Source organism: Arcanobacterium haemolyticum DSM 20595, from assembly GCF_000092365.1.
GTDB classification, from domain to species: domain Bacteria; phylum Actinomycetota; class Actinomycetes; order Actinomycetales; family Actinomycetaceae; genus Arcanobacterium; species Arcanobacterium haemolyticum.
This window is the reverse complement of the sequence record NC_014218.1, coordinates 206657-232930: the sequence shown is the minus strand read 5'-3', so window position 1 is coordinate 232930 and position 26274 is coordinate 206657. Positions and strand designations below refer to the sequence as shown.

26 protein-coding genes are annotated in these 26274 nt (G+C 53.1%); 7 read left to right on the top strand and 19 right to left on the bottom strand.

What is annotated here, in order from left to right:
* Window positions 1–94 precede the first annotated feature (94 nt).
* Window positions 95–1117 (bottom strand): class II fructose-bisphosphate aldolase, encoded by a 1023-nt coding sequence (gene fbaA / locus ARCH_RS00975; RefSeq protein WP_013169451.1) that lies wholly within the window; start codon window positions 1115–1117, stop codon window positions 95–97.
* Window positions 1118–1445: 328 nt separating this feature from the next.
* Here fbaA and ARCH_RS00970 point away from each other — a divergent pair, with 328 nt between their 5' ends.
* Window positions 1446–2237, top strand: a complete 792-nt coding sequence (locus ARCH_RS00970) for a type IV toxin-antitoxin system AbiEi family antitoxin domain-containing protein (RefSeq protein WP_013169450.1) — start codon at window positions 1446–1448, stop codon at window positions 2235–2237.
* A gap of 118 nt (window positions 2238–2355) precedes the next feature.
* Here the strand turns inward: ARCH_RS00970 and ARCH_RS00965 are convergent, their stop codons facing one another.
* The 7 genes from ARCH_RS00965 to ARCH_RS00935 all read right to left on the bottom strand — a co-directional run bounded on the left by ARCH_RS00965 (window position 2356) and on the right by ARCH_RS00935 (window position 5715).
* On the bottom strand, window positions 2356–3036 hold the full coding sequence (locus ARCH_RS00965) for a TrmH family RNA methyltransferase (RefSeq protein WP_013169449.1): 681 nt from the start codon (window positions 3034–3036) through the stop codon (window positions 2356–2358).
* A complete protein-coding gene (locus ARCH_RS09185) occupies window positions 3029–3478 on the bottom strand; it encodes a hypothetical protein (RefSeq protein WP_013169448.1) in 450 nt (149 codons plus the stop codon). The genes ARCH_RS00965 and ARCH_RS09185 overlap by 8 nt, the downstream gene beginning before the upstream one ends.
* A 38-nt stretch (window positions 3479–3516) precedes the next feature.
* A complete protein-coding gene (locus tag ARCH_RS10425; protein ID WP_389400891.1) occupies window positions 3517–3792 on the bottom strand; it encodes a DUF3427 domain-containing protein in 276 nt (91 codons plus the stop codon).
* A 38-nt stretch (window positions 3793–3830) separates the two neighbouring features.
* Window positions 3831–4082, bottom strand: coding sequence for a phospholipase D-like domain-containing protein (locus ARCH_RS00950; RefSeq protein ID WP_041640279.1), 252 nt, complete (start codon window positions 4080–4082; stop codon window positions 3831–3833).
* A gap of 2 nt (window positions 4083–4084) precedes the next feature.
* Entirely contained in the window at window positions 4085–4489 is a 405-nt protein-coding gene (locus tag ARCH_RS00945) for a (deoxy)nucleoside triphosphate pyrophosphohydrolase (protein WP_013169447.1), read from the bottom strand.
* 31 nt (window positions 4490–4520) lie between these two features.
* On the bottom strand, window positions 4521–4835 hold the full coding sequence (locus ARCH_RS00940) for an NYN domain-containing protein (RefSeq protein ID WP_231957968.1): 315 nt from the start codon (window positions 4833–4835) through the stop codon (window positions 4521–4523).
* Between the two features lie 112 nt (window positions 4836–4947).
* Window positions 4948–5715: an SDR family NAD(P)-dependent oxidoreductase gene (locus ARCH_RS00935; protein WP_013169446.1), complete on the bottom strand. Its 768-nt coding sequence runs from the start codon at window positions 5713–5715 to the stop codon at window positions 4948–4950.
* Between the two features lie 36 nt (window positions 5716–5751).
* On the opposite strand from ARCH_RS00935, the gene ARCH_RS00930 reads away from it, so the two are divergent.
* Complete coding sequence (locus tag ARCH_RS00930) at window positions 5752–6561, top strand: exodeoxyribonuclease III (RefSeq protein WP_013169445.1); 810 nt, start codon at window positions 5752–5754, stop codon at window positions 6559–6561.
* A 61-nt stretch (window positions 6562–6622) separates the two neighbouring features.
* On the opposite strand, the gene ARCH_RS00925 is transcribed toward ARCH_RS00930, so the two are convergent.
* Entirely contained in the window at window positions 6623–7444 is an 822-nt protein-coding gene (locus tag ARCH_RS00925) for a serine hydrolase domain-containing protein (protein WP_013169444.1), read from the bottom strand.
* A gap of 342 nt (window positions 7445–7786) precedes the next feature.
* Here ARCH_RS00925 and ARCH_RS00920 point away from each other — a divergent pair, with 342 nt between their 5' ends.
* Window positions 7787–8866 (top strand): inositol-3-phosphate synthase, encoded by a 1080-nt coding sequence (locus ARCH_RS00920; RefSeq protein ID WP_013169443.1) that lies wholly within the window; start codon window positions 7787–7789, stop codon window positions 8864–8866.
* A 331-nt stretch (window positions 8867–9197) separates the two neighbouring features.
* Here the strand turns inward: ARCH_RS00920 and ARCH_RS00915 are convergent, their stop codons facing one another.
* Entirely contained in the window at window positions 9198–10664 is a 1467-nt protein-coding gene (locus tag ARCH_RS00915; protein ID WP_231957969.1) for an amino acid permease, read from the bottom strand.
* A gap of 60 nt (window positions 10665–10724) precedes the next feature.
* Window positions 10725–13334 (bottom strand): ATP-dependent chaperone ClpB, encoded by a 2610-nt coding sequence (gene clpB / locus ARCH_RS00910; RefSeq protein ID WP_013169441.1) that lies wholly within the window; start codon window positions 13332–13334, stop codon window positions 10725–10727.
* Window positions 13335–14092: 758 nt separating this feature from the next.
* Between clpB and ARCH_RS00905 the strand changes: the two genes are divergently transcribed.
* Window positions 14093–14287 carry an antitoxin gene (locus tag ARCH_RS00905; protein WP_013169440.1) on the top strand — a complete coding sequence of 65 codons (195 nt, stop codon included), beginning with the start codon at window positions 14093–14095 and terminating at the stop codon, window positions 14285–14287.
* 440 nt (window positions 14288–14727) lie between these two features.
* Here ARCH_RS00905 and gluQRS read toward each other — a convergent pair whose 3' ends face one another.
* Window positions 14728–15786 (bottom strand): tRNA glutamyl-Q(34) synthetase GluQRS, encoded by a 1059-nt coding sequence (gene gluQRS / locus ARCH_RS00900; protein WP_013169439.1) that lies wholly within the window; start codon window positions 15784–15786, stop codon window positions 14728–14730.
* Window positions 15787–15954: 168 nt separating this feature from the next.
* Here gluQRS and ARCH_RS00895 point away from each other — a divergent pair, with 168 nt between their 5' ends.
* Complete coding sequence (locus ARCH_RS00895) at window positions 15955–16470, top strand: TspO/MBR family protein (protein WP_013169438.1); 516 nt, start codon at window positions 15955–15957, stop codon at window positions 16468–16470.
* Here ARCH_RS00895 and ARCH_RS00890 read toward each other — a convergent pair.
* The gene (locus tag ARCH_RS00890; RefSeq protein ID WP_013169437.1) at window positions 16467–16922 is read right to left on the bottom strand and encodes a GNAT family N-acetyltransferase; all 456 of its coding nucleotides are present in this window, start codon (window positions 16920–16922) and stop codon (window positions 16467–16469) included. The two genes, ARCH_RS00895 and ARCH_RS00890, sit on opposite strands and share 4 nt — an antisense overlap.
* A gap of 14 nt (window positions 16923–16936) precedes the next feature.
* Here ARCH_RS00890 and ybaK point away from each other — a divergent pair, with 14 nt between their 5' ends.
* The gene (ybaK, locus tag ARCH_RS00885) at window positions 16937–17434 is read left to right on the top strand and encodes a Cys-tRNA(Pro) deacylase (protein WP_013169436.1); all 498 of its coding nucleotides are present in this window, start codon (window positions 16937–16939) and stop codon (window positions 17432–17434) included.
* A gap of 68 nt (window positions 17435–17502) precedes the next feature.
* Here the strand turns inward: ybaK and ARCH_RS00880 are convergent, their stop codons facing one another.
* Window positions 17503–20586, bottom strand: a complete 3084-nt coding sequence (locus ARCH_RS00880) for an ExeM/NucH family extracellular endonuclease (RefSeq protein ID WP_049765784.1) — start codon at window positions 20584–20586, stop codon at window positions 17503–17505.
* Between the two features lie 177 nt (window positions 20587–20763).
* On the opposite strand from ARCH_RS00880, the gene ARCH_RS00875 reads away from it, so the two are divergent.
* The gene (locus tag ARCH_RS00875) at window positions 20764–21165 is read left to right on the top strand and encodes a DUF3806 domain-containing protein (protein WP_013169434.1); all 402 of its coding nucleotides are present in this window, start codon (window positions 20764–20766) and stop codon (window positions 21163–21165) included.
* Here ARCH_RS00875 and ARCH_RS00870 read toward each other — a convergent pair.
* The 5 genes from ARCH_RS00870 to dnaK form a co-directional block, all read right to left on the bottom strand.
* Window positions 21162–21809 carry an NUDIX hydrolase gene (locus ARCH_RS00870; protein WP_013169433.1) on the bottom strand — a complete coding sequence of 216 codons (648 nt, stop codon included), beginning with the start codon at window positions 21807–21809 and terminating at the stop codon, window positions 21162–21164. The genes ARCH_RS00875 and ARCH_RS00870 overlap by 4 nt on opposite strands.
* Window positions 21809–22453, bottom strand: a complete 645-nt coding sequence (locus ARCH_RS10420) for a heat shock protein transcriptional repressor HspR (protein WP_013169432.1) — start codon at window positions 22451–22453, stop codon at window positions 21809–21811. Before ARCH_RS10420 ends, ARCH_RS00870 begins: the two co-directional genes overlap by 1 nt.
* Before the next feature lie 74 nt (window positions 22454–22527).
* A complete protein-coding gene (locus ARCH_RS00860) occupies window positions 22528–23523 on the bottom strand; it encodes a DnaJ C-terminal domain-containing protein (protein WP_013169431.1) in 996 nt (331 codons plus the stop codon).
* A 46-nt stretch (window positions 23524–23569) separates the two neighbouring features.
* Window positions 23570–24139, bottom strand: coding sequence for a nucleotide exchange factor GrpE (grpE, locus tag ARCH_RS00855; protein ID WP_013169430.1), 570 nt, complete (start codon window positions 24137–24139; stop codon window positions 23570–23572).
* An 88-nt stretch (window positions 24140–24227) separates the two neighbouring features.
* Window positions 24228–26084 (bottom strand): molecular chaperone DnaK, encoded by a 1857-nt coding sequence (gene dnaK, locus ARCH_RS00850; protein WP_013169429.1) that lies wholly within the window; start codon window positions 26082–26084, stop codon window positions 24228–24230.
* Window positions 26085–26274 lie beyond the last annotated feature (190 nt).

Below are 26274 nucleotides of genomic sequence, written 5' to 3'. Positions count from 1 at the left end.
CAGTTCAGGCGGGCACCGAAGGTACCCGCCTGAACTCTAATCGCGTAATGACGCTATATGTAACTAAACGCTATCACACAGCCACACGCTAAATTCAGCGCATCTTCTGGCCAACAGAACCGAGGCGCTCACATGCTTCAACAACACGAGCAGCCATGCCAGCTTCAGCAGCCTTACCCCATGCACGTGGATCATACTGCTTCTTGTTGCCGACTTCGCCGTCGATCTTCAAAACGCCATCGAAGTTACGCATCATCCACTCAGCAACTGGGCGGGTGAAGGCGTACTGGGTGTCGGTGTCAACGTTCATCTTGATAACGCCGTTGCGAACTGCGGTTGCGATTTCTTCTGCAGTGGAGCCGGAGCCACCGTGCATAACAAGATCGAATGGGGATTCCTTGCCAACCTTTGCGCCAACTTCATCCTGGATTTCGCCGAGGATTTCTGGGCGGAGCTTGACGTGGCCTGGCTTGTAAACGCCGTGGACGTTACCGAAGGTAAGAGCGGTCATGTAACGGCCCTTTTCGCCCAAGCCAAGAGCTTCAACAGTCTTCAAACCATCTTCAGCGGTGGTGTAAAGCTTTTCGTTGATTTCGCCAACAACGCCATCTTCTTCGCCACCAACAACACCGATCTCAACTTCGAGGATGGTGTTTGCCTTAACGGAAAGATCGAGAAGTTCCTGTGCGATCTCCAAGTTCTCAGCAAGTGGAACAGCGGAGCCATCCCACATGTGGGACTGGAAGAATGGGAGGCGGCCAGCCTTGACTTCCTCAGCTTCGAGCTCAAGAAGTGGGCGAACCCAAGAGTCAATGTTCTGCTTTGCGCAGTGATCGGTGTGGAGAGCGATGGTGACATCGTAGTTCTTAGCAATTTCGCGAGCGTAAGCAGCCATTGCCAAAGAGCCAGCGACGCGATCCTTCACGGTTGAACCTGACCAGTATTCAGCGCCACCAACGGAAACCTGAATGATACCGTCCGACTCTGCCTCAGCAAAGCCCTGGATAGCAGCAGTAAGAGTCTGCGAAGACGTAACGTTGATTGCTGGGTATGCAAACTTGCCCGACTTAGCGCGGTCAAGCATTTCGTTGTAAACCTCAGGGGTTGCGATTGCCACGGGAATACTCCTCTAGTAGTGGTATAGAACAACTCCATTATCTCACTTTCCGTGCTCACTTGTTAAGCCCTCAGTCCCGTTCGTGAAACTTTGTGCATTCCTGCCCCTTCCGCTATTACCAGCTATCAATACCGGCCCCAGCCCACCCCAGCCGCTACCAGCCCACTTGTGCACTGAGTTTGCACTTTCGGTATTTTTCACCCCAAAACAGCCCTCTAACCGCCAAAAATGCAAACTGAATGCACAGGTAGGCTCATAAGCAGGCAACAGTTATCCACCTGTGCATAACTAAAAACGCCAATTCGCTAAATACCCCAGAATTGACAGCATGAAAGGCATCTACAGCTACCAAGATTTGCGCACCATGGGATACTCCAGAAGAACGATAGACCGGTTCACCGAAACTGGGTTGCTCGAGCGTGTCACACGTGGGTGGTTTGCAACGCCAGATACTGATCCAACAATAAAAGCCGCATTCGGATCAGGAGGCAGGCTGACATGTATTTCAGCATGCCGGTTGTTAAACCTCTGGATTCCTCCGCAGGAAGATGTGGGCCTACATATTGCTTTTCACCCGCGAAGAGGAAACATCTCCCCTCCAAAAAACGCGATTATCCACCGCACCTTGTTCCCGAAACATCTACCCCACCTGCATATTTCTGATGTTTTGATTGACCTCATTCGATGCCGTTACCCAGAAACCGTGCTGATCATTTTAGAATCGGCGATCTGCAAGAAGTTGGTGAGTTTCGACGAAGCGTGGGAGCTGATCAAGCACGCTCGGAAAGAAAACCGCGGCACGCTCCGCAAACTCTCTGCCAAATCTGAATCAGGAAGCGAAACTCGCGTGCGGCTCTTCCTTATTCAGCATAAGTTCTCAGTGAAAGAGCAGGTTCAGATTGCAGGCGTAGGGCGGGTCGATTTGCTGGTTGGCAACACAATTATTGAATGCGACGGGCGCCGATACCACATCGCTGAAAGCACATTCGAACAAGATCATCGGCGTGATTTGGCTGCCCAACATGCAGGGTATCGGGTTATCCGCCTGTCATATCAACAAGTCTGGATGGATTGGGCTCGCACTCAGGAGATGTTGCTGGCCATTCTCCGCACTGATTAATCAGCCGATCGCCACCGATATCACCCTCCCGTGCACTGAGTTTGCATTTTTGGCAATTTCTGAACCAAATCAGCCCTCTAACCGCCAAAAATGCAAACTAAATGCACGCACACAATGCTTACAGCACCGGCCGACTCTCAGGCGCGGGCGCGTTCCGCGGCCCGTGCTGCATAATCCACATGTGCATGGAAATCGCAGCAGCGGCGGCCACGTTCATGGACCGCGTTGAACCGTATTGCGGAATATAAACCGCAGAATCGGCCGCAGCCAGCAGTTCTGCCGACAACCCGTTTGATTCCTGCCCAAAAATCAGCACGGCACGTTCAGGCAGCGCAGTTTCGGCGATCGGCGTGGAGCCTTCCATGTTATCCACGGCCACCAGCTGGTAGTCGTTTTCGCGCGCCCATTCCACCAGGCTGCTCACTTCGGCATGGTGATGCACATTGAGGTAGCGATCGGTCACAAGCGCCCCGCGCCTGTTCCATTTTTTCTTCCCCACGATGTGTACGCCGCTCACGTTGAATGCGTTTCCGGTGCGCACGATGGATCCGATGTTGAGGTCATGTTCAAGGTTTTCGATTGCGATGTGGAGTTTGGTGCTGGTTTTCGCCAGATCATCGCGAATTGCGTCCACGCTCCAGTACCGATATTTGTCTGCTACGTTGCGCCGGTCGCCGTTCGCGAGCAACTCAGGATCGTAGTGTGGTTCGGTTGGGAGTGGCCCTTCCCACGGCCCAACACCGTTGATTCCGCCCGGTTTTTCGCCATTTCCCCAGTATTCGAAGTCGGTATCATTCATGGTTTGGCTCCAAGTCGGTTGGCTGGTAGGCGGCGAAGTCGCGCCCAACGAGCGCCGAAGTTGCTTCCACAGCGAGTTTCGCGGGTACCGTTTCGTCGTCGAAAATTTTTATGACGACGACGCGGCGGCCGTCCAGGTCTGGGCCGATCAGGCTGGTGCCGGCGATGGTGAAGGCGTCGTATTGCATGCCACGTGAGGCGGCAGCGTGTTGGATGGCGAGGGCGAGTGGGAGGTCGGCGGGGGTGGCGCCGATGGCGTCGATGTCGAGGGGGCCGTAGCCGTTTTCTTCGAGCAGATCGAGCATGACGTGGCCGGCGAGTACTGCGGCATCGTGGCTGTGGAGCAGCGCGCGGATGGCGGCGAGTGTTTCGGGCGCGGTTTCGCGGGTGGCGGCGCGCAGGAGGCCGGCTAGGGCGGTCTTTTGTGGGTCGTTGCTAAACACGGTGGTTAGTATATCTTTCTCTCAGAAAACTCGACGAATCATGCCTGCACTAGGGCGCTAGTGTTCGATGAAACTCGTAAATAATCATATAGCTGGGCATCGCCACTCAAGATGTCCTGTGTCTCCTCGCTTGTCAATTTTACTTTAGAACGAGTGAACCAATGCAACGCTCGTTCTGACCGATCGCCATACTTTGTAGACGCTGAAATATCTTCGGCCTTCTTGTACGTAACGAAGATCGGACAAGTTTTTGTTGTTTTATCAACCTTATAGCCGTAGATTGTGCTCTCTTGATTTGAATCAAACCCAAGCATCTTGCACACATTTTTTCGGGAATACCGCAGGCCAACTTTCATTGAACGCCGCGGGCAGCTGCATCTATCAAATCTTGTTTCAGCATCGTCAACGCGTTTGAGGTAATGACCGCAATCGAAAAAATGAAACTCTCAGAACGCTGGAGTTCATGCCGAATCGCATTCAGCATCGATTTGCCGTCAGCCTCATTCCAGATCATTTCTGGATCGAAAAGATGCCCATGACTCTTGTGAGTTTTATCCAAAAACCCAAAAATCGTGGAATGAGTTAACTCCCCTGCAGGCCACATTGTTACTTACTTTCTAATTGATCCTTCAACGCTTTAATAATCGGTACATCAGCCGGGGCCCATTCCACGCTGAACAAATCCTCTGCGCCCAGCCAACGGATTTCCTGATGCTCAGTCAGCGTTGGTTCCTGGCCAACAATCGTACAGAAATACGCATCCAGCCGAACCGTACCGAAATCATAATCAAACTCGGACCTGGCAACGAAAGGGCCCACTTCGGCGTCGGTCAATAACTCTTCACGCAACTCACGCGCAAGCGTCTCTTCCGGGGCCTCACCAGGCTCAATCTTCCCACCCGGGAACTCCCAAAAGCCCTCCAACGCGCGGCCAGGACCGCGCTGAGCAGCCATAATCTTGCCCTCGCGCTCGAAAACCGCGCCAACTACGTGAATCAATTTCTTACTCATTCCCTACAATCCCATCCTGAAAACCACATACTCAAATTTCAATATCCTCAGAATCCTCGCCCAAATTAAAACTCGGATGACAAACATGCAAAGGATCATTAAGACTCAACGGAGGCCTAAGAACACACTGCCGAGTACCATCAATATGCTCACTCAACGAATCAGAAATCTGCTCGCTCCACATCGGATCCAACAAAAAATCAATACCCGCACGACGCGCCAACTTAGCCGCAGGAACAAAATCAGAATCTCCCGAAATCATCACAATCTGATTCACCACATCAGACTCAGCCAAGGACGCAATATCCAGACCGAGACGCAAGGCAACCTTTGAGTGTCTTATCACCAAAAACTTTCCTAGAACGGAGCCGGTAGAAACCTCCATCGACCATAATCGCAGTAACGGTCGGCCGGCGTGTTTCTGTTCCTATCGTTTTTGCCACTTTCTGGCGGGGAGTTTACTCCCGGCCAGAAAGTCCTGGCCCAGCAACCCGCCGGACCAACCAACGCGGCGCATGCCGCAAAGCAACACTCGCCGCCTTATAGATCACGGTAGGCGTCACCTCCACACGCCCACCCCGTGCAGCAGCCAACGCATCCCGCGCCACCCGCTCCGGAGAAGCAAAAACCACACTAGGCCACTGCGAAGAATCAACATGCGAACGCTCATGAAACTCAGTGCGAATCAGGCCCGGATTCACCACAGTCACGGTCACGCCACTACCAGCCAACTCCACAGCCAGCCCCTCAGAAAACGTTCGCACCCAGGCTTTATGTGCGGAATACGTGCCCTGAGCAGTCAACGACGTCATCGACGCAACGTTAATAATCGCGCCGCGGCCGCGGGCGCGCATCGCCCGCGCCGCCGCATGGCTCAACACCAGCACCGCCCGCACCATCACATCCAAACCAAAAAGCTCCCGATCCAACGAGCCGGCCACAAAATCCTGCCCCAGCCCAAAACCCGCATTATTCACCAGCAAAGTCACCGGCTCCACCTCATCGGCAAGGCGGCGAGAAACAAGAGCAACGTCGTCGTCCACACTCAAATCCGCAACCAGCACCTCCGCCCGGACCCCAAACCGGCCCCGCACCGCCGCTGCCAGCGCCTCCAGCCGCGCCCGATCCCGCGCAACCAACACCACATCATGCCCAGATCCGGCCAATTCCTCAACGAACGCGCGGCCAAGCCCGCTGCTCGCGCCAGTCACAAGTGCTCTACCCATACCCCAAGCCTACCCGCCACCGCGTAAACTAGCCCCATGAAGATCGCAACCTGGAACATCAACTCCGCGCGGGCCCGCGCCGACCGCATCCTCGACGTGCTCACGCGCCACGACCTCGATGCCCTCGCCCTCCAAGAAATCAAATGCAAACCCGAACAATTCCCCGCCGCCGATATCGAGGCCGCCGGCTACGAAGTAGCCGCGCACGGGCTCAACCAATGGAACGGCGTTGCAATCATTTCGCGCGTGGGACTAGAGGACGTGCGGCGGGAATTCCCTGGTCAGCCGGGGTTCGTGAAGGGCGAACCCGAAGGCGGGCGCAGCTTTATCCCCGGCCCGGCCGAAGCGCGCGCCATCGGGGCGCGCGTGGGCGGGATCGATTTGTGGTCGCTCTACGTCCCCAACGGCCGCGCCACCGGCGACCCGCACTACCACTACAAACTCGAGTTCCTGCGGCGGCTGCGCGATTTCGCGGAGGGGCAGATGCGGGACGACGACGCAGCACAGCTTGCGCTTGTGGGCGACTGGAACGTAATCCCCACCGACGCCGACGTGTGGGACCCGGCCGCTATGGAAGACGGCATCTATCTGACCGAGCCGGAGCGTGCGGCCTTCCACGCCTTCGCCGATGCCGGGATGGTTGAGCTCTCGCGCCAATACGCCACGAACTACACCTTCTGGGACTATCAAAAACTGCGTTTCCCTAAGAATGAGGGGATGAGGATTGACTATGTGTATGCGTCGCCGGCGTTGGCTGCGCGGTCGATCGACGGGACGATCGACCGCGACGAACGCAAAGGCAAGGGCGCATCTGACCACGTTCCCGTGATTATTGAATTTGAGTGACGGGGCCCGGTAAGGCTTTGCTGGCGGGTGTGTTATCGGGGATGCGGAGTGCTACTGGAGATTACGCGGCGCGCATTTGGTCAGTTAGTGCTGGCCAAATCGCCGCGTGTTCTTCTCCAAATGGCTTTGTGCCAAGGAAAACTCCTGCCTTATTCACCTGCGGATCGACCCAGACGAACGATCCCGACTGACCGAAATGGCCGAATGTGCGCGGGCTGAAATCAGCACCCGTCCAGTGCGGCGACTTCTCCCCACGGATCTCCAACCCGAGCCCCCACACGTTATTTTTCTGGCGGCCGAAGCCGGGAAGAACGCCAGATAGGCCGTCGAATTGAGGGGTGAACGCGGCCGCTGCCAGATCGTGCGAAATAAGGGATGGCGCCAGCAACTCTCCCGCGAAGCGTGCCAGCGAATCCAACGATGCTCGCCCACCGAACGCCACCGAACCGTGGATTTCCGCCGAATCCATGCCGAGTGGGACAAAAATCGATGTTGCCACCCATTCATGAATCGGCGTGGATGTGGCGCGCTCGACTGCTTCCCCCAGCAGGTCAAAGCCATAATTTGAATAAATCCTGCGGGTGGCTGGGGCTGCGATTGGGGCACCTTGCGCGGCTGGTACGCCCGAAGCGTGAGCCAGCAGGTGGCGGACTGTGGAACCTTCCGGCCCTGCTGGCACATCTAGATCCAATACTCCCTGCTCAACCGCTACAAGTGCAGACCAAGCCACGATCGGTTTAGTCACCGACGCCAACGGAAATACGTCATCCGGATCACCCGCAATTCCGTGAACCGTGAGGGCCTGGGTTTGAGTGTCACAGCTCAGCGTCATGTAAGCGCGATCGAACGTGAAAGCATCTGCAGGGAGGAAGTCTTCATACATACCTCCAGTCTCGCATATGCAGGCGGGCCTTACACCTTCTGCCACCCCGTCCCAAAAACTCGACTGAGGATGCAGATGTCACCGTTTTCAGGAACATCGGCACGGAGAATCAAGTTTTTGGGACGGGGGAAGCCGAGACATTGCGGGCGCGACCATCAGGTGTGAAAGAAACATGGGGAGAAAGCGGACAAGGAGAACAGTCGGGTTGCACGGTTATCGAAAACAGGCCAGACTCTTAATTGTCGTGACAAGATTGTCATGACAATTCGAGATGGGCATCAGCGTTCATAACATACCGACCGCTGATATTGCACGTCGAAGACTTAAAAAGAAGGAGCCATCATGGCAAAGATTCGCGTGGGCATCGTAGGTGTTGGCAATTGCGCCAGCTCGCTCGTGCAAGGTGTGGAATTCTATAAAGACGCAGATCCGAACGTGCCAATCCCTGGCCTTATGCACGTCAACTTTGGCGGATACCACGTAGGTGACGTCGAATTTGTTGCGGCGTTCGATGTTGATTCGAAGAAGGTGGGAATCGATCTTGCCGATGCCATCTTTGCTTCGGAAAATAACACGATGAAGTTTGCTGATGTTCCACAGACTGGCGTCACTGTGCTTCGTGGACGCACATTGGACGGACTCGGCGATTACTACCGCGACACTATCGAAGAATCGAGCGAACTAGAAGTCGATGTGGTGGCAGAGCTGAAGGCTGCACGCGTTGATGTTCTCATCTCGTATCTGCCAGTTGGCTCAGAAGAAGCCGATAAATTCTACGCACAGTGCGCTATCAACGCTGGTTGCGGCTTCGTTAACTGCCTACCAGTGTTTATCGCTTCCACTGAAGAATGGACGAAGAAGTTTGAAGATGCCGGCTTGCCTATCGTAGGCGACGATATTAAGTCCCAGTTCGGTGCCACTATTTCTCACCGCGACCTTGTTGCTCTCATGGAATCTCGCGGAGTTCGAATTGACCGCACGTACCAGTTGAACGTTGGCGGAAATATGGACTTCAAGAACATGTTGCAGCGCAATCGCCTCGAATCCAAGAAAATTTCAAAGACAAACGCGGTCACGTCCAACATGTCTGGAGCTGTGAACGATCACGATATTCACGTGGGTCCATCCGATTACGTGCCGTGGTTGGAAGATCGGAAATTTGCATTCGTACGGGTTGAAGGAACCACATTTGGCGAAGTGCCAATCCAGATTGAGTACAAGCTTGAAGTCTGGGATTCTCCTAACTCAGCAGGCATTGTGATTGATGCGCTTCGTGCATGCAAGATTGCACTCGATCGCGGAATTGCAGGAAACCTACTCTCCACCTCGTCATACCTGATGAAATCTCCGAAGGAACAACTTCGCGATTCTGAGGCACGCGAACGCCTTGAGGAATACATTCGCGGCGAACGCGAACGGTAAAACCTGCCACTCTGCACTCCAAAACCTACCGTCTTATACCTAACTTGCTACCTAATATCTAACCTACTGTCTTATACCCCAACCTGTTGTCCCAAAAACTCGATTCAGAGAGTAGATGTCCGCTCTCAGATATACGCCTGTACGCTCAGTCGAGTTTTTGGGACAGATGAGGAACAAGTGCGAACGGCAGAAACACGTAACAAAAGCAGACGGCAGAGATAGACCCCAAAGGTGAGCACCAGAAGCCAAAAAGCTTCGGCAGTCGATCCTTATAATTCCAACAAAAATGAGGGGAAGCAGTCCAACTGCTTCCCCTCATCATTTACGCTTCCTAACGCGCGAGTTCTTCTTCAAGTAAATCTCTGACATGCATCGGATGAACGGTTCGCACAATGAAAAACGATCCGATCAGCACGGCCAGGTATGGAACGCCCGCATACCACACCACCGGCAACAGCCAGTACAGCCCGATAAAAATAGCAACGGCAGACGCAACAACAACTGGAACCACAACTTTTGCGGCCCACAGCCGGCGCGGCGCCAATGGCAAGCCGCGCGCCGCCCGCTTCTTACGGAACTCCCAGTGGGTAATCATGGTCATTACCCAGGTTGTCAAAATGCCGATAGTTGCACAGCCGTACAGCCACATGAATGCGTGTGCCGGCGATGTAATGGCCAGCACCGCCGCAATCACCATGCCCACCATGGCGATTACCAGAGCGCGCCGCGGCGAACCGTTGTTAGCGGTCACAGCCGCCCAGCTTGGGGCCTGCCGATCCACGGCCAGCGAATGAATCATGCGGCTAGACGAGTACAAGCACCCATTTGCGGCCGAAAGCGCCGCAATAATCAGCACTGCGTTCATGATGTGTGCAGCACCGGCAACGCCGGTGAGTTCGAGTGCTCGCACGAAAGGCGATTCATTGATGGTTCCGTGCGACGCCGCCGTTTCAACCCATGGCTGCAGCATCAACACAACAAGAATTGCGAACACGTAGAAGATCAGCAAACGCCAGATCATAGCGTGCGCGGCCTTCGGCACGTTGATTTCAGGATCTTCAGATTCGGCAGCACCTACGGAAACGTTTTCGATGCCACCGAAGGAGAATACGGCCAAGCAGATCGCGGCCAACACGCCACCAAATCCGAGCGGCATGAACCCGCCGTGTTCGGTCAGATTAGAAGTGCCAACGGCTTCAACACCCGGCACAGCACCCACAATGAGTGCCACCCCGAGCAAAATGAAGACGACGATTGCCACAACTTTGATCATCGAGAACCAGTATTCACTGGACCCGTACAGGTGCACCGAAAACAGGTTCAGCCCGATGATGAACAGCGAGCATAGGACGGTTCCAGCCCACAGCGGCAGCTGCGGGAACCAGAATTGCAGATATGTTGCGGAGGCGGTCACTTCTGCACCAACCGCGATCAGCACGGTGACTGCGAAGTTCCAGCGAGTCACGTATCCGCCCAGCGGCCCAAGGTACGACGCGGCAACAGTTCCATGCCCGCCCGGTACCGGATGCACCGACACCATTTCAGCCAGCGCCCACACCACCGTGAGCGCGATCAATCCAGCGATCATATACGCAAAAACAGTTGCCGGGCCCGCAAAGCTAATAACGGAGCCCGAGCCCAAAAACAGACCCGTTCCGAGTGCCCCGGAGAGTCCGATCATGGAAACCTGCGCGGACGTCAGCCCACGCTTAAGTTGCGTATGTGCCTGTGGAGGAGTCTGGCCAGCAGGAATCGTGGTTCCTGCTGGCGCTCCTGCTGAATTTTCGTTATGTGCCATGGACACGAGTTTACCTGCGTTTTCCCGCATTTTTCGTGTCCGTTCACTCCTTGGGACGGCTCACGCCGCGTGCAACGTTAGCCGATGGTCACCTTCGAAGGTTTCGTTTTCTTTCGCATCGACGACGACGGTGGTGCCGTCTTCTACTTCTCCGGCTAGGATCATGCGTGCGAGCTGATCGCCGATTTCGCGCTGTATTAGGCGGCGAAGTGGGCGTGCACCGTATGCCGGATCATAGCCGTCGAGGGTGAGCATTGAGGTTGCTGCCCGCGTGACATCAAGGGAGATTCGGCGCGATGCTAGCCTGTTGGCCAGTTGAGCCACCTGCAAATCGACGATCTTTTCAATATCTTCAACGCTTAACGGATCGAAGATGATCAGATCATCGAGCCTGTTGATGAACTCTGGCTTAAAGTTGCCATGGACAGCATTCATCACAGCTGCACGCTTTTCTTCCGCGGTCAGATCACCGGATGTTAAGAATTGCGATCCCAGATTCGATGTCAAAATCAGAATCGTGTTCCGGAAATCAACTGTGCGGCCTTGGCCGTCGGTCAACCGGCCGTCGTCGAGAACCTGCAAGAGGATATCGAAAACTTCCGGATGTGCCTTCTCAACTTCATCCAGCAACACCACACCGTATGGGCGGCGGCGCACAGCCTCAGTGAGCTGGCCGCCTTCCTCATATCCCACGTATCCCGGAGGGGCACCTACGAGGCGAGCCACGGAATGCTTCTCCGAGTATTCGGACATGTCGATGCGGACCATGGCGCGTTCGTCGTCGAAAAGGAAATCAGCCAAGGACTTCGCGAGCTCAGTCTTACCAACGCCCGTGGGGCCAAGGAACAGGAATGAGCCCGTGGGGCGATTCGGATCTGCCACGCCTGCGCGCGAACGGCGCACCGCGTCAGACACCGAACGAACCGCCGCGCGCTGACCAATCAGACGCTGGCCGATATGCTCCTCCATGGTGAGCAGTTTCTCAGTTTCCCCCTGGATCAGGCGACCAACCGGGATCCCAGTCCAGGACGCGATCACTTCCGCAATCCCATCCGCATCCACCTTCTCAGCAATCATCGGAGGCGTATCAGACGGCTGCTGTTCATCCGCTTCACCCGCCGCGATCTGCGCTTCCACCTGCGGAATATCACCATTCTGCAAACGTCCCGCATCCTCATAACGGCCCTCACGAATCGCTTTCTCCAACTCCGTACGCAGTTCATCAAGCCGCACACGCAAATCGCCAACCTTGTTACGGCCAGCCTTTTCAGCTTCCCACCGCGCATTCAACGCAGCCAGCTCCTCAGACTTATCCGCCAACTCGGCAACAAGACGTTCAAGTCGATCCTGAGCGGCGAGATCCGACTGATCGTCAGTCTCCTCAAGATACGACTTTTCCATCTTCAAACGATCAACCTGCCGCTGAAGAACATCAATCTCCTCCGGAGAAGAATCCAACTCCATCCGAAGCCGAGACGCCGCCTCATCCACCAGATCAATCGCCTTATCTGGCAATTGACGGCCAGAAATATAGCGATCCGACAAGGTGGCCGCAGCCACCAACGCACCATCAGAAATAGTTACCTTATGGTGAGCCTCGTACTTCGGAGCGATACCACGCAAAATCGCCACAGTATCTTCAACCGACGGTTCGCCAACAAAAATCTGCTGGAAACGACGCTCCAACGCAGGATCCTTCTCAATATGCTCCCGATACTCATCCAAAGTCGTTGCACCAACAAGACGCAACTCCCCACGAGCCAACATCGGCTTCAACATATTCCCAGCATCCATCGCACCATCAGCACCACCACCGGCACCCACAACGGTATGCAACTCATCAATGAAGGTGACCACTTCGCCGTCGGAATCCTTGATCTCCTGAAGAACCGCCTTCAACCGTTCCTCAAACTCGCCACGATACTTCGCGCCCGCAACCATCGCAGAAATATCCAACGAAATCAGCCGCTTACCACGCAAAGACTCCGGCACATCACCATCAACAATACGCTGCGCGAGCCCCTCAACGACCGCAGTTTTACCCACACCAGGTTCACCAATCAACACCGGATTGTTCTTCGTGCGGCGGCTCAACACCTGAACCACGCGGCGAATCTCCGAATCGCGGCCAATCACCGGATCCAGCTTGCCATCCCGCGCCATCTGAGTCAGATCCGACCCATACTTCTCCAAAGCTTTGAACGTGCCCTCCGGATCCGGCGAAGTCACCCGCTGATTTCCTCGCACGTTCGGCAAAGCCGCATTCAGCTGATCGCGGTTCGCGCCCGCAGAACGCAAAATATCCCCGGCCGCGCTTTGACTATTCGCGAGCGCGAGCAACAGATGCTCGGTAGAAATATAGGCATCCCCCAGAGCCGTGGCTTCCTTGCCGGCATCCGACAAAACAAGACTCAGCTGCCGCGAGGCCTGCGGTTGCGCGGCAGACTGACCCTGCATGCCCGGCAAAGTGGCGACATGTGCTTTAGCGCGCTGCGAGATTTGGGCGGCGTCTGCGCCAACCGCGTCGAGAAGAGCGCGCGCGACTCCGCCGGTTTGTGTTACTAGTGACGTCAGCAAGTGGGCCGGTTCAACGTGCGGATTTCCGGCACGGGTGGCCATCTCGATAGCGTCTGCGAGCGCCTCTTGGGATTTTGTTGTGAACTTATCCATGACAACTCCTACTTTTACAAGTTTTCCTTCTGGTGTAGGCGCATAGCGCTAACACCTTTCAGTTTCAAAACGCTTCTAAGGTTGAGTCTATTCCACTCAATTTTATTTGACAATATTCAGATGCATTTTGGGGTGTACTTTCTGGAGGTGGGGTGCGGGTGGGGATTCTGAGTGCGCAGGGTACGCAGCCCCAGCGACATGTCCGCAAGGAATAAAACTGCAAACAAAATACCTACCACCCCAGCCCATCGGCACAAAATTCCGGGAGCACTCGTATCGTTGGATACAGCGCTTTTACACGTCGCAAAGTATGACTCTCACGAACCTTCATCGTTTTCGAGTCGGCGATCAACAAATGCCTTATTAGCCTTGACTCCGCACGAGAAATTATTAAGAAAATCCCCAGAAATCGTGCTGAAAAACTTCTTTCACGATTATGTGTAAGTAGCCAGTCCGGAAGCGAAACTCGTGTACGAAATTTTATCCAATCCCTAAGATTTCAATGTAAAATTTCTAGAATAGGCACCGTGGACTTAGGTTGCCACTCCGGGACGACTCGGCGCTGGCTGAAACAACAGCTTCAACGCCGTATCCATCTTTGGAAAAGACCTCACTCTTCAAAAACATGACGAAAACCCCAGATCTCGATATTGTAGAGATTAATCCAGTTACATCTATCTCCTTGCCGCAACTCCTGAAGAGTTAACGGTAGGATCGTATTAACTCAAAACCGGTATTCTCAGAGAAAGGAGCTGTTTATGTCGATTTTCGATAAGGCAAAAGAAGCCCTGAACAGCAACAAAGACATCCTCAAGAGTGACAAAGCTGAGGAAATTTCAGATATGGTCTTGGACAAGGCTGAAGATGCTGCCAAGAAAGTTGCTGGAGAAAAGCACTCCGATAAAATTTCTCAAGTTCGTGGCACGCTCGATTCCAAAATCGGAAATGAATAAAAGTTGCTACATACTTGCTATCTAACGTTCAAGATGTGCAAAACTAGCGTCTCTTTAGAAAAGCTAGTCAGGAAAGGAAGCCACGCTTCCTAATTCATCTTGTTAAAGTCGAGGGGGTGAGTCCGCTATTTTCGGACTCACCCCCTCGACTTTTTATTTAAGGCCCATTGCGGTCTTCGCTTATTCTCAACCAATGACGCAGTGTCAGCAATGACTATGATTGCCTTCTAAGCCTGTTTATATTTCTATCTCTGTCCGGAAACTCGGTTGATATAAGAGATAAAAGCTATTTCATTACATCTGCCCGCAAAACCGAGATCGCAGGACGGAGACAAGACAGACACAGAACAGGAACGCCAGAGTGCACATCACACTAGCGGAGGCTCTAACACTGGCAGAGCTCTAACACGTGCATTCCCCTAACGCATCCCGCGGCCCCCTTAACGTTCGTTGTAATAAGCGGCAGGTCCTTTTTCAAGTTTTTCTACGTCAAGATGCCACGGCGTTCTCGGCAACAAATCCGGATCGAAATGCTTCAAAAATTCATCCGCGCTACGTATCCCCGATCTAGGAATTATTCCCGGCTGGTCTACTAGCGGATCTGCTACCTGGTCTGCTACCCGATCTACTAGCGGATCCCCTTCCCGATCCGTTAAATCATGCCTGATCCCCAAAGATCCAGCCAATAATTCCACGATATCGCTAACATCCCATCCACATTCGCCGAGCTGACGCAATGTCACTGCCCCATCCCGTTTAGCCAAGCGCGCCCCTGCCGTATTAAGGACTAATGGAACATGAGCATATTCGGGAGTTTGATAGCCGAGCACATGTTGGAGATATACCTGACGTGGAGTTGACGGCAATAAGTCATCTCCACGCACGATTTGGTCAACCCCGTAGTCACCATCGTCTACAACTGACACGAAATTATAGGAGAATATCCCATCCCCGCGACGCACAACAAGATCATCGATGGCCCCTTGATAGGCTCCGCACTGCCGATCATGCACACTTCCGCTATTTTCTCGGGTTTTTAATCGGTATGCTGCGCCACGGTTTGTTCCATTAAAACGCGCGCGACGTTGTTCGCGTTCGTCTGCCGTAAGATTTCGACATGTTCCAGGATACGATCCGGGTGGCTGATGCGGCGCGGATACAACGTTAGCTAGTTCTTTGCGCGTACAAAAACATTCGTACAGCCAGTCTTGGCTAGCAAGCCCCGAGAATACTTCTTCGTATCGCTCCAGCCGCTTACTTTGAAACAGCTCAGGACCGTCCCACGTCACTCCGATTTTTGTCAGATCTTCAAGCTGCCGAGTCACATATTCCGGACGCGATCGTTCGTCAAGATCTTCTATTCGCATATGAAAAGTGCGTCCGTCATGACGCGCAAACGCCCAAGCCAAAAGCGCAGTCCGTAAATTACCAATGTGGAAATCTCCAGTTGGCGACGGCGCAAACCTCCCCTTTCCGGCAGATTTTTTCTCGCCAAGCATGATGTTCCCTTCTTCCTTTCGTGTTCCAAGACCTCGCCTGCACCAGCGGAGCCACCCAGCGCGCCCCAACCAACCACACCTAACCAGCACAGCAGCCAGCCTTCACACCATAATCCGCCGTAAGCTAAAGTTCGCGTGCCAGCATCTATAAAAGAGAATACTGACATTATGTCCTTTATAAAAAATTTTGCTAAAACATCCGCCGTTACCGGCCTGGCCGCCAGCCTCGCCTCTTATGCCACAAACACCGAGACGCTGTGGAATAAGACCCAGCAAAAGCCGTCGTGGCAGCCGCCGGAGATTGCTTTCCCGATCGCATGGTCGGCCCTGTATTCCGCTATTGCCGCAGCGTCTGCATACGTGTTGACCGAATTGGATAAACAGCGTATTGCCGCCGGAGACGATAGTGAAAAGATAGCTGCGATTGATCAGGAGCGACGCCGGTTCAAGCGCGCTCTCGCCGCGAATCTGGTACTTAACGCGACGTGGAGTGTGTTGTATTGGAATGTGCGCAATCAGTGGCTGGCTGCCGGTGAGGTGGCTTTGTTGGCCGCGTCGTCATCGTATTTGACTCATCGGGCCTGGAAAGTCTCCCGTCTTGCTGGGGTTGGGCTTGCCCCGTATGCCGCGTGGACGTTGTTTGCGACTGCGTTAAACACTGAGATTGCTCGTTTAAACAGTTAGCGAATATATCGGCCGGCTTGTTCGGTTAAGGTGAATCCGTGGGCGACGAAGAATTCTCGCTCTGCTTCTTTACCTGCAGTTTCCGCATCGGTACGTGTGCCTTGGGCGTAGGCTGGCATGTCCCCGATCGCGGCATACATCAGTTTGGTTCCGAGTCCGTGGCGACGCAGGTCGGCTCGTACCCCGATTTCGTTAAGTGCGATCATGCGTTCGTGTCCGGCTCCGAGAGCGTCGGCACGTGCGTATCCGGCTAGTTCGTCGTCAACGTCGGCCACCCAGATGCTTGTGGAGCCCGGATCGGTCAAAATTGCGATAAGTTCGTCGAGGTCAGCGGCGGTATCACGGACGTCATCGGGCGTGATTTCAGCGAAAAGTGCGGTGCGAAGACCATGGAGGGCGACGGCGTCGACACGCGCGGCCGGGCGAAGGTAGAAACGAATATCTTGACTCATGATTGTATTGTGTCATGGCCAGTAAGAAGAAATCAGGTCACGCGGGCACTCCGGCGTTAAATGTGCTGGAGAAGTCGGGCGTGGAGTTTAAAGTTTATGAGTATGAACATTCGACGCACATGGACAAAGGCTATGCGTTGGATACGGCGAGCGTGTTGGGGATTTCCCCGAACGCAGTGTTTAAAACCTTGATGGTTGAATCTGGGCGGGATTCGTTTGTGGGCGTGGTTCCGGCCAGTAGTCGGCTGAATCTGAAGGCGTTGGCGAAGCTAGCTGGGGTGAAGTCGGTGGCGATGATGGACCCGCAGCAGGCGGAAAAGCTGACGGGGTATGTGACGGGCGGTATTTCTCCGCTGGGCCAGAAGAAGCGCAGCCCGATTTTTCTCGATGCCTCGGCGTTGGAGCTAGATATGATTCTGGTGTCGGGCGGCAAACGAGATATCTCGGTGGGGATCGCGCCGGCGGATTTGGTTACGGTTTGCGATGCGGTTGTTGGTCCAATTGCTGAATGAGACGATAATTGGGAGAGGCTAGCAGATTTTTCTGCTAGCCTCTCCGGTTTTATCTGCTGTGTGTCAGATTATTTTTGGCGACGACGGGTCAGCACGGTTCCGCCTACGATGAGTAGGAGTGCAACACCGGTGATGACGAGGACGCTAGCGCCAGTCTTTGCGAGCCCGGTAACCTGTTGGGTTGGCTCGGTTTGTTTCTGGCTGTCTTGTGCCGCAGTACCAGTTTTCTTGGTTTCCGCTGGCTTTGTTGTGGCCGGGGTGAGCTCAGTTTGCGGGATTACGCATTTGAGTTCTTCGAGGCTTGGCGCGGTCCACGTCCAGGTGGTTTGTGCGCCTTCGGCTAACGTGTATCCGTCGGCCAGTTTTGCGGTGACGACGACGGTCTTGCCGTAGTCATATTCGAACGTGTTAGCGTCGGTGTCACGAGGCTGAATTTCCTTGCCGTCGACGGTGATGCTGTAGGTAACACCATCGACTGGGGTTACGGTAACGAATGGCTTGACCTTGCAGGCAGCTGGATCGTCAGCGTGCGGCATGACTGCGGTTGCTCCTGGGCTGACTGTCTTTGGTTCTTCAGCCTTCTTCTCACGGGTCTCGATTGCTACCTTGATTGGATCGTGATCGGAAGAGCGGAATGGGGAAGCAGCATCAAACAGGTTCTTGTAGTTGATGTTGTAGTTGTAGCGGGAGTACTCGAAGGCGAGTGGCTCCATAGCGTTGACATTCCACACGTCGGCTGCTTTAACCATTGCCATAGCTGCTGGGTTGCCCAGTGCGTGATCGAGAGATCCAACGAGTCCGCCGTACTGGTAGGAGTGGTTTTTGATACCTGTCTTTTGTGCGATAGACGTGTATCCAAACTCTTTTTCAAGTGTCATTAGTGGATCTTCGAATGTGTAGGAGTTGAGATCGCCCAGGATGAACACTGGTTCATCAGCAAACTTCTTCGCTACCCATTGAGCCATTTCAGTTACTTGAAGAACTCGTAAATGATTGTTGTTTCCTTGGAATCCGTCATCTGGATGACCTGGATCTTTGTCTGATCCTTTAGATTTGAGGTGGTTGACAACAATAACAAATGGTTTACCGGATTCTTTGCCGTTCTCTAGCGCAACAAATTTTTGTGCTAGTGGTTGGCGAGCGTAGGCCCATTGTTTTCCGTCAATAAGTACTTCTGATTCGCCAACAGTCTTTACTTTGTCTTTTTGATAAATGAAAGCTAAGCGAATGAAATCTTGCTTATCCAGTGCTGGGAGCTTATCGGCAGCAGGAGACTTGACGGCAACCCATTTCTCTCTTCCGGCGTCTTTATTGAGCGCAGCGACTAACGCGTTAAGTGCCGTGTCGCGATCCTTACCGAATTTAACCGAGTTTTCGATTTCTTCAAGCCCAACAATGCTTGAGTCGAGAGCGTTAATCGCTTTGACGATCTTCGATTGTTGCATCTCGAAAGCCTTTTGAGATGCGGCGCCACGTGCATTGCACGTGTTGTTCGACGTCAGTTGAATACCGTCATGTGAGGAGTATCCCTTGCACTTAAACTCTTCACCCAATGTGGTGAAGTAGTTGAGCACGTTAAACGAGGTGATCGATAGATTGCCTTCGGTAAATTGTGGTGCATCTTGGCGAGTAGAGGTGAACTGTACCCAGTTAGTCCATTCTTTATTCGCAAGATCTTTCTTATCCGACAATGGCTTGGTTGGTTGCAAGGACCAACACTTTTCGTATGTATCCTTGTTTGTCTGGTTGCTTCGATAGTCAAGAATCATTTCTTGTGGCAGGGTGACAACGGTTCCGACTCGCAATGGGTTGTTCACATCAAGGTAAGGAACTGGGGAATCGTAATGCGTCCACGCCTTTTTATCTTTCTTGGTGTAGTCAACCGATGAGCCGTCATCGAGAGCGATGCGTTCGCGTTCGTTCTTTTCTTTAATCATTGGCCACTGTGCTTTGTCAGCAGTGACATCTGATGGGTTACGGAACGGGCTTTCACCAGGAGCGAGATCCAAGGTGCCGTGACGGTTAGTGTTGTAGTTCGAAGAAACTGTGTATTTGCCAGTTACTTTCACCAGCATGCCTTCCAGCTTTTCGCGGGCCTCATCGCCATCTGGAATTTTGTTAAGAACAACTGGCTTTACTTTTTCTGGTGCATCTGGAAGCACGGTCAATGACTTGTGCTTAATCTGAGTTAAACCGTAATACTCATCGACTGTTCCGGTAACTTCTACCTGTTTTCCGACAGCGATGTCAGCAAATTTCACTGAGTTTTCTTTTGGAGAGTAGACAAAGATACCGTCAGAAGCGTCAGGGGTCTTATCATCTCCAGGCGTCTGCATGTAGAAACCATAGAAACCGTACTTGTAAACAGCAGTTACAACACCTGTGGTTGTTACTTCCTTGCCCTTATGTGGCGACTCGCTGCCAGTTCCCTGAATGTCTGCAATTGCAAGCTTTTGACCCGCCGGAGCCGGATCCGCCGGAGCCTCTGGAGCCGGAGTAGTTCTTTCGCCAGAATCCCCACCTGGCTGAGCTGGTTTATCGACTGGTGGAACTGGATTATCTGCTAACTTAGCATCTCCGCCAGTAAAAGTTGGCGTTGCTTCAGCTACCGTGAAATCTACACTGTTATCGTTTGTATCTTTATCAGGATTAGTGCGCTGATAAGAAGTGGCAGCGTCTGTTTTCTTATTAAGTGCAACTTTTTCAAAGAGCCTTGGCGCTCCCCAACCAAAAAGATCAACTTCTGTTGCGCCATCCTTGGTAAGCTTTACAGACCCAGAAGCAACTGCCATATTCAGTTTACCTTTGGCATCCTGCTGCAGTTTTTGATTTGGATTTTTTCCATTTCCAAGAATCAGGAAATGACCTTTCGGAGCAATATCTCCCAAAAGTTTAACGGCCCCTGTGCCTTTTCCTTTACTGGAAAAATATTCTACCGAGTAGTTTGTAAGAGAAATCTTTTTGTTCGTTGGGTTATACAACTCAACGAAGTCGTAATACTTGCCGTCTTTCGTATCACCCTTAACATACACCTCACTAATGACAACATCATCATTAGCAGTAGTCGCTTGCGCAGGAAGTGCCATCATTGGCAGTGCAACCATAGGCGCCACAATCATGGCCGCCCATCGTTTCGAATGCGAAAGTTTCAATGCCCTTTACCTTTCATTCGTTTATGATCTGACTCCGTGTCACAGAATCATTACGAGACTACCAATAAAACATCATACGAGTGACCGGTTTTACATTTTGATACATATGTTTAACATAATGAGACGTTTTCGTTAATGAAATTCTCACACCCTTCCTTTGTGGGATAAAATGCCCCTATGACTGAACTGCATATCCGCCAGCTCTCGCCAGAAGCTCAAGATCAGATCATTTCCGGCGTCACCTACGCCGAACAACACGGCCTCCTCGCCGACATTTCGTGCATTGACCAAGAATTTGCACGTCTACGCTCACTAGGTGAGATACCGACCCCGCAAATGCGTCTCAACCTTGGCGCGGCACTCGGATATATCATTCAGCAACATACCAATATGCAGTGGGCGAGCGTCACGGACGGCACCACGTCCGTCGTCGTCCTGGTAGGAAGCCTCGGCGAGCAACAAGTCATTATTTACCCGTTCGACGTCGTCGAACGCCGCTGGAACAATCCCGAACCAAACGTTTTCGCAAACTATTACGACGACGTTATCGCCACGCTACACACAACACGCGAAAACTAACCCGCGTCAACGTCAATCACCCGGCGCGAATCCCACGCAAGCGCCAGCCCGGCACGGTCCAGAAGCTGGTCACACAAGGTCGCGGTAAAGCCCCACACGAGCTTCCCGTCAACAAGAAAACCTGGCCCCGAATAGTGCGAACGCCGCCACGTCACTCGATGATGCGGATCAGCTAACGCCAATACATCCACCCAATGTACGCTGGCAACCTCATCCGAGTTAAGAACCAAAGACGGCGTCCCCGTGACGCGCGATACCACCGGCACCACCCAATGATTAGTTCGTGGCGCGTGCAACGCCGGTAACGCCCCGAGAATATCTAATTTTTCCGCCGGTATTCCTACCTCTTCCGCAGTCTCGCGCACCGCCGTTTGCGCAGGAGTCTCCGCGCCATCTTGGCCACCGCCCGGAAAACTTATCTGCCCTGGATGGTGGCGCATATGCGCAGCCCGGCGAGTGAGCAAAATTTCGATAGGACCAGCGCCAGATTGGGTACCGCGATCGTTCAATGCAATCATGACCGCCGCTAAGCGCCGATTCCCAACCGCGGATACTAGCGGCACGTAATCCCCAGAAACAAGATCGTATTCAGGCCACTGTTCCGCCGACGTCAATTGACCACGTAGGGCCGATATCATGCTCATCAGTCGCGAGTTTTCATGTACGTATCAAGCTCTTCAAGGTCAATATAGTCATCCGTTACTGGCTCATAGGCGTTCATTTCTTGACGCACATGCTGCTCGATCAGGGCAACAAGCCAGTCGGTTGACGATTGCGGGACCAGGGCCGCATGCGAAGAGCCGTGCTGATGGGCGGCATTACGCGAGGAACGCTGCCGTTCGTCTTCCCGAGCCGCATAGAGTTGACGTCGCAAAAGTTCTAACGACGCCGAAGCAGTAACTTCGCCCGAAGAGTCAACCGCAAAAACACGCTCTTGGCGTTCGCGCTGAGATTGGATATGTTTTTCCATCTCAGCATAGGCAAGACGTAACCGCATTAACTGTTTTTCCATCGCGTTTTTGGCGCGAACAATTTTTTCTAGTTCATCTCGCAATTCAAAAATTCGCGAAATACCAGCGAGGTTAATTCCCTCATCTTGGGATAGGCGCTGAATCTCGGTGAGCCGATCGACGTCGTTCAACGAATAACGCCGCCCGCCGCCGCGGGTACGTTTGGCTACCACAAGACCCAAACGGTCATATTGCCGCACTGTTTGCGCATGCATTCCGGCAAGTTCTGCAGCGACCGAAACAGTAAGGATCGGAGCAGTTTTCGACACTTTCGCCATCTTTTCCTCTCCTATGGGCTCAGGTGCATGAAATTCTCTGGCTACACGATGCGATTGTAGCCAGAGAACTTCTCTTAGATACGTGTCATTTTAATAAAATCGGCACGCGGATCGATATCTGTGGTTGCGTTTCGGTAGGCTTCAACTGCTCTGCGAGCTTCGTCAGAAACTTCCCCAGGCACATTAATAGTGAGTTTGACATACATGTCCCCCACTTTGCCGTTGGCACCGTCGAGGCCTTTGCCGCGCACGCGCATTGTTTTGCCAGTGGTTGATCCTTGTGGAATTTTTACTTTCACGCAGTCACCGTTGAGCATAGGAACGTCAATAATCGCGCCTAGCAATGCTTCGTCGAAAGAAATAGGAACGTTGACGTAAAGATCATGTCCGCGAAGTTCATATACTGGATGGTTTTCCACTGAGACTGTCACGAGCAGATCGCCGTTAGCTCCACCGTTTGTTCCGGGGTGGCCTTTGCCTTTCAGACGTATTTTTTGACCGTCAGTCACGCCCTTTGGAATACGCGCAGTAATCGGCTTACCGTTGATATTCAGTGTAATTGTGGCGCCATCGACGGCTTGCCGGAACGTGAGTTGAGCTTTAGCTTTAATGTCACCGCCACGCTCTGGGCCGCGTTTACCAAATCCACCGAAACCGCCGAATCCGCCGGCGCCGTTCGGTTGCGGAGCTCCCTGGCCGAACATATTTTTGAGAATATCTTCGAAGCCAGGTGCGTCTCCCATTGTTGAATATCCGCTTTGTGACCTGCCTTGATTGAACATTCCCGAGAAGATGTCTTCAAAGCCACCACTTCCTGGCGTGAATCGCGCACCACCAGACATCGAGCGGATAGCATCGTATTGTTTGCGCTCTTGATCGTCTTTCAGGACTCCGTATGCTTCCGAAATTTCTTTGAATTTCGCTTCTGCAGCGGTATCCCCAGGGTTACGATCCGGGTGATATTTGCGGGCAAGTTTGCGATAGGCGCTTTTAATTTCTTCTGCTGACGCAGTTTTCGATACGCCTAAGGCCTGATAAAAATCTTTGTTCATCCAGTCTTGACTAGCCATAATATGTTCACCTCCTTCTTCTATGTTTTACCCGCGCGTTAACGTCTTATTCTGGCTTAAAGACGCCGACGCGCGCGGGACGGATCACGCGCCCGTCAACCATATATCCGGGCTGGATAAGTTGTCCTACTTGTTCTTCGGTAACGTCAGCCGATGGGGTTGCCATGAGCGCTTCGTGCAGATTCGGATCGAAAACATCACCTTCGGCGCCGAAACGTTCCATCTTGAAGTTCGTTGATAACGTTGCTTCGAGCTTTTCCAGGATGGTTCCGGTTGGTCCGGTGAGGTCATCGTGTTGCCGAGCCAGCATGATGTCATCCAAAACCGGAAGTAAGGTGTCGAGGACCTTGGCGATACCGGCATCGTATTGGACGAGGCCATCTGCTTTCGAACGCTTCACATACCCGTTGTATTCTTGGCGCAAGTTGTACAGATCTGCGTTACGACGAGCCAGTTGTTCTTCGAGCTCGGCAACTTTCAGTAGTGCTTGATCGGCTTCGGAAATTGTTGGTTCGCCGTCTTCTTGTGCGGTTTTGCCAACCTCTTGATCTGCGGCGTCAGTTTCTGGCGTGACAGGTTCTTCGGGCTGAAGCGGGGTATTTTCTTCGTCCATCATGAGTCAGGATCGTCCTTTCCGGTTTTATCGTCACAATAGGTAAGGAAAATCCGGGACCACGGGTACATCGTGGTCCCGGATTATTCACTCACTTAGAGTCGTTCTTTTCGTCAACGATCTCTGCGTCAATCACGTCATCATCAGCCTGTGGGGCAGAACCTTCTGGTGCAGCGCCTGCGGCCTGTTCTGCTTGAGCCTGAGCGTAGAGGGCTTCGCCAATCTTCTGAGCCTTCGTGTTTAGCTCTTCCGTAGCGGTCTTGATAGCCGCAACGTCTTCACCCTTGAGAGCTTCCTTCAGTGCATCAACTGCAGTGCGGACTTCAGTGGTGACGGCATCATCGAGCTTATCTGCGTTGTCTTTGAGCACCGATTCGATGCTGTAAACAAGCTGTTCGCCGGAGTTGCGCACATCGGCTTCTTCCTTGCGCTTTTCGTCTTCGACAGCGTGTTCTTCTGCTTCCTTGACCATGCGTTCGATATCTTCCTTGGACAGTGCCGAACCGCCGGTGATGGTAACGGACTGTTCCTTACCGGTGCCCAGATCCTTTGCGGACACGTGGACGATACCGTTGGCGTCAATATCGAAGGTCACATCGATCTGTGGGCGGCCACGTGGAGCCGGAGCAATGCCGCCAAGTTCGAATGTGCCGAGCAACTTGTTATCGCGAGCGAATGGGCGTTCACCTTGGTAAACCTGGATGAGAACCGATGGCTGGTTATCTTCCGCGGTGGAGAATACCTGGGAGCTCTTGGTTGGGATAGCAGTGTTGCGTTCAATGAGGGTTGTCATGCGCCCACCCAAGGTTTCGATACCCAAGGAGAGTGGGGTGACGTCAATCAGCAAAACATCGGTACGATCACCGGAAAGAACGCCTGCCTGGAGCGCTGCACCAACGGCAACGACTTCGTCTGGATTCACGCCCTTGTTTGGTTCCTTACCGCCGGTAAGCTGCTTGACAACCTCGGTTACTGCTGGCATACGGGTGGAACCGCCAACCAACACGATGTGATCGATTTCAGAGATGGTAACATCTGCATCTTCGATAACCTTCTTGAATGGAGCCTTGGTGCGTTCGAGCAGATCCTTGGTCATTTCTTCGAAAGCCGCACGGGTGAGCTTTTCATCCAAGTGCAGTGGGCCGTTCTCCGACATGGAGAGGTACTGCAACGTAATGTTGGTGGAGGTTGCGGAGGAGAGTTCCTTCTTGGCCTGCTCAGCCGCTTCCTTCAGGCGCTGCAACGCAACCTTATCCTTGGACAGATCAACACCGTGGTTGTTCTTCACCTGGGTAACCAGCCAATCGATGATGCGCTGATCCCAATCATCGCCACCGAGCTTGTTATCACCGGAGGTTGCGCGAACCTGGATGGTGGAGAATCCATCTTCATCCTTGCCCACTTCAAGCAACGACACATCGAATGTACCGCCACCAAGATCGAAGACGAGGATAAGTTCATCTTCATTGCCCTTTTCCAAACCGTAGGCGAGTGCCGCCGCGGTTGGTTCATTCACAATACGCTGAACATTCAAGCCAGCAATCTGGCCGGCATCCTTTGTTGCCTGGCGCTGAGCATCGTTGAAGTATGCAGGAACGGTGATAACCGCATCGGTAACGGTATCGCCCAAGTATGCTTCCGCATCCTTCTTCAGCTTCTGCAAAATGAACGCAGAAATCTGCTGTGGGGTGTACTTCTTGTCGTCAATTTCAACGGTCCAATCATCACCCATGTGACGCTTCACTGAGGAGATTGTGCGTTCGACGTTGTTAACAGCCTGACGCTTAGCAATTTCACCAACAAGAACTTCGCCGGTCTTAGAAAAGCCGACGACGGACGGCGTAGTACGCTGACCTTCCGCATTTGCGATAACGGTTGGTTCGCCACCTTCGAGCACGGTAACAACCGAGTTCGTGGTTCCCAAATCAATACCTACTGCACGTGCCATTGAAATGACTCCTTTTCATCCCGGCGCCTCGCGCCGATCAAAACTTCTACCTCTCAAGTGTGCCTCAGTGGGGAACTTATGTCCAGTCCACTAATTCATTCTTGAGTCCATATCACTCAACTTGTTCACGTTCCATTTTATTCCCACCCTCCCACACATTTTCGTGACACTTCGACTTTTCGTTGAAAAA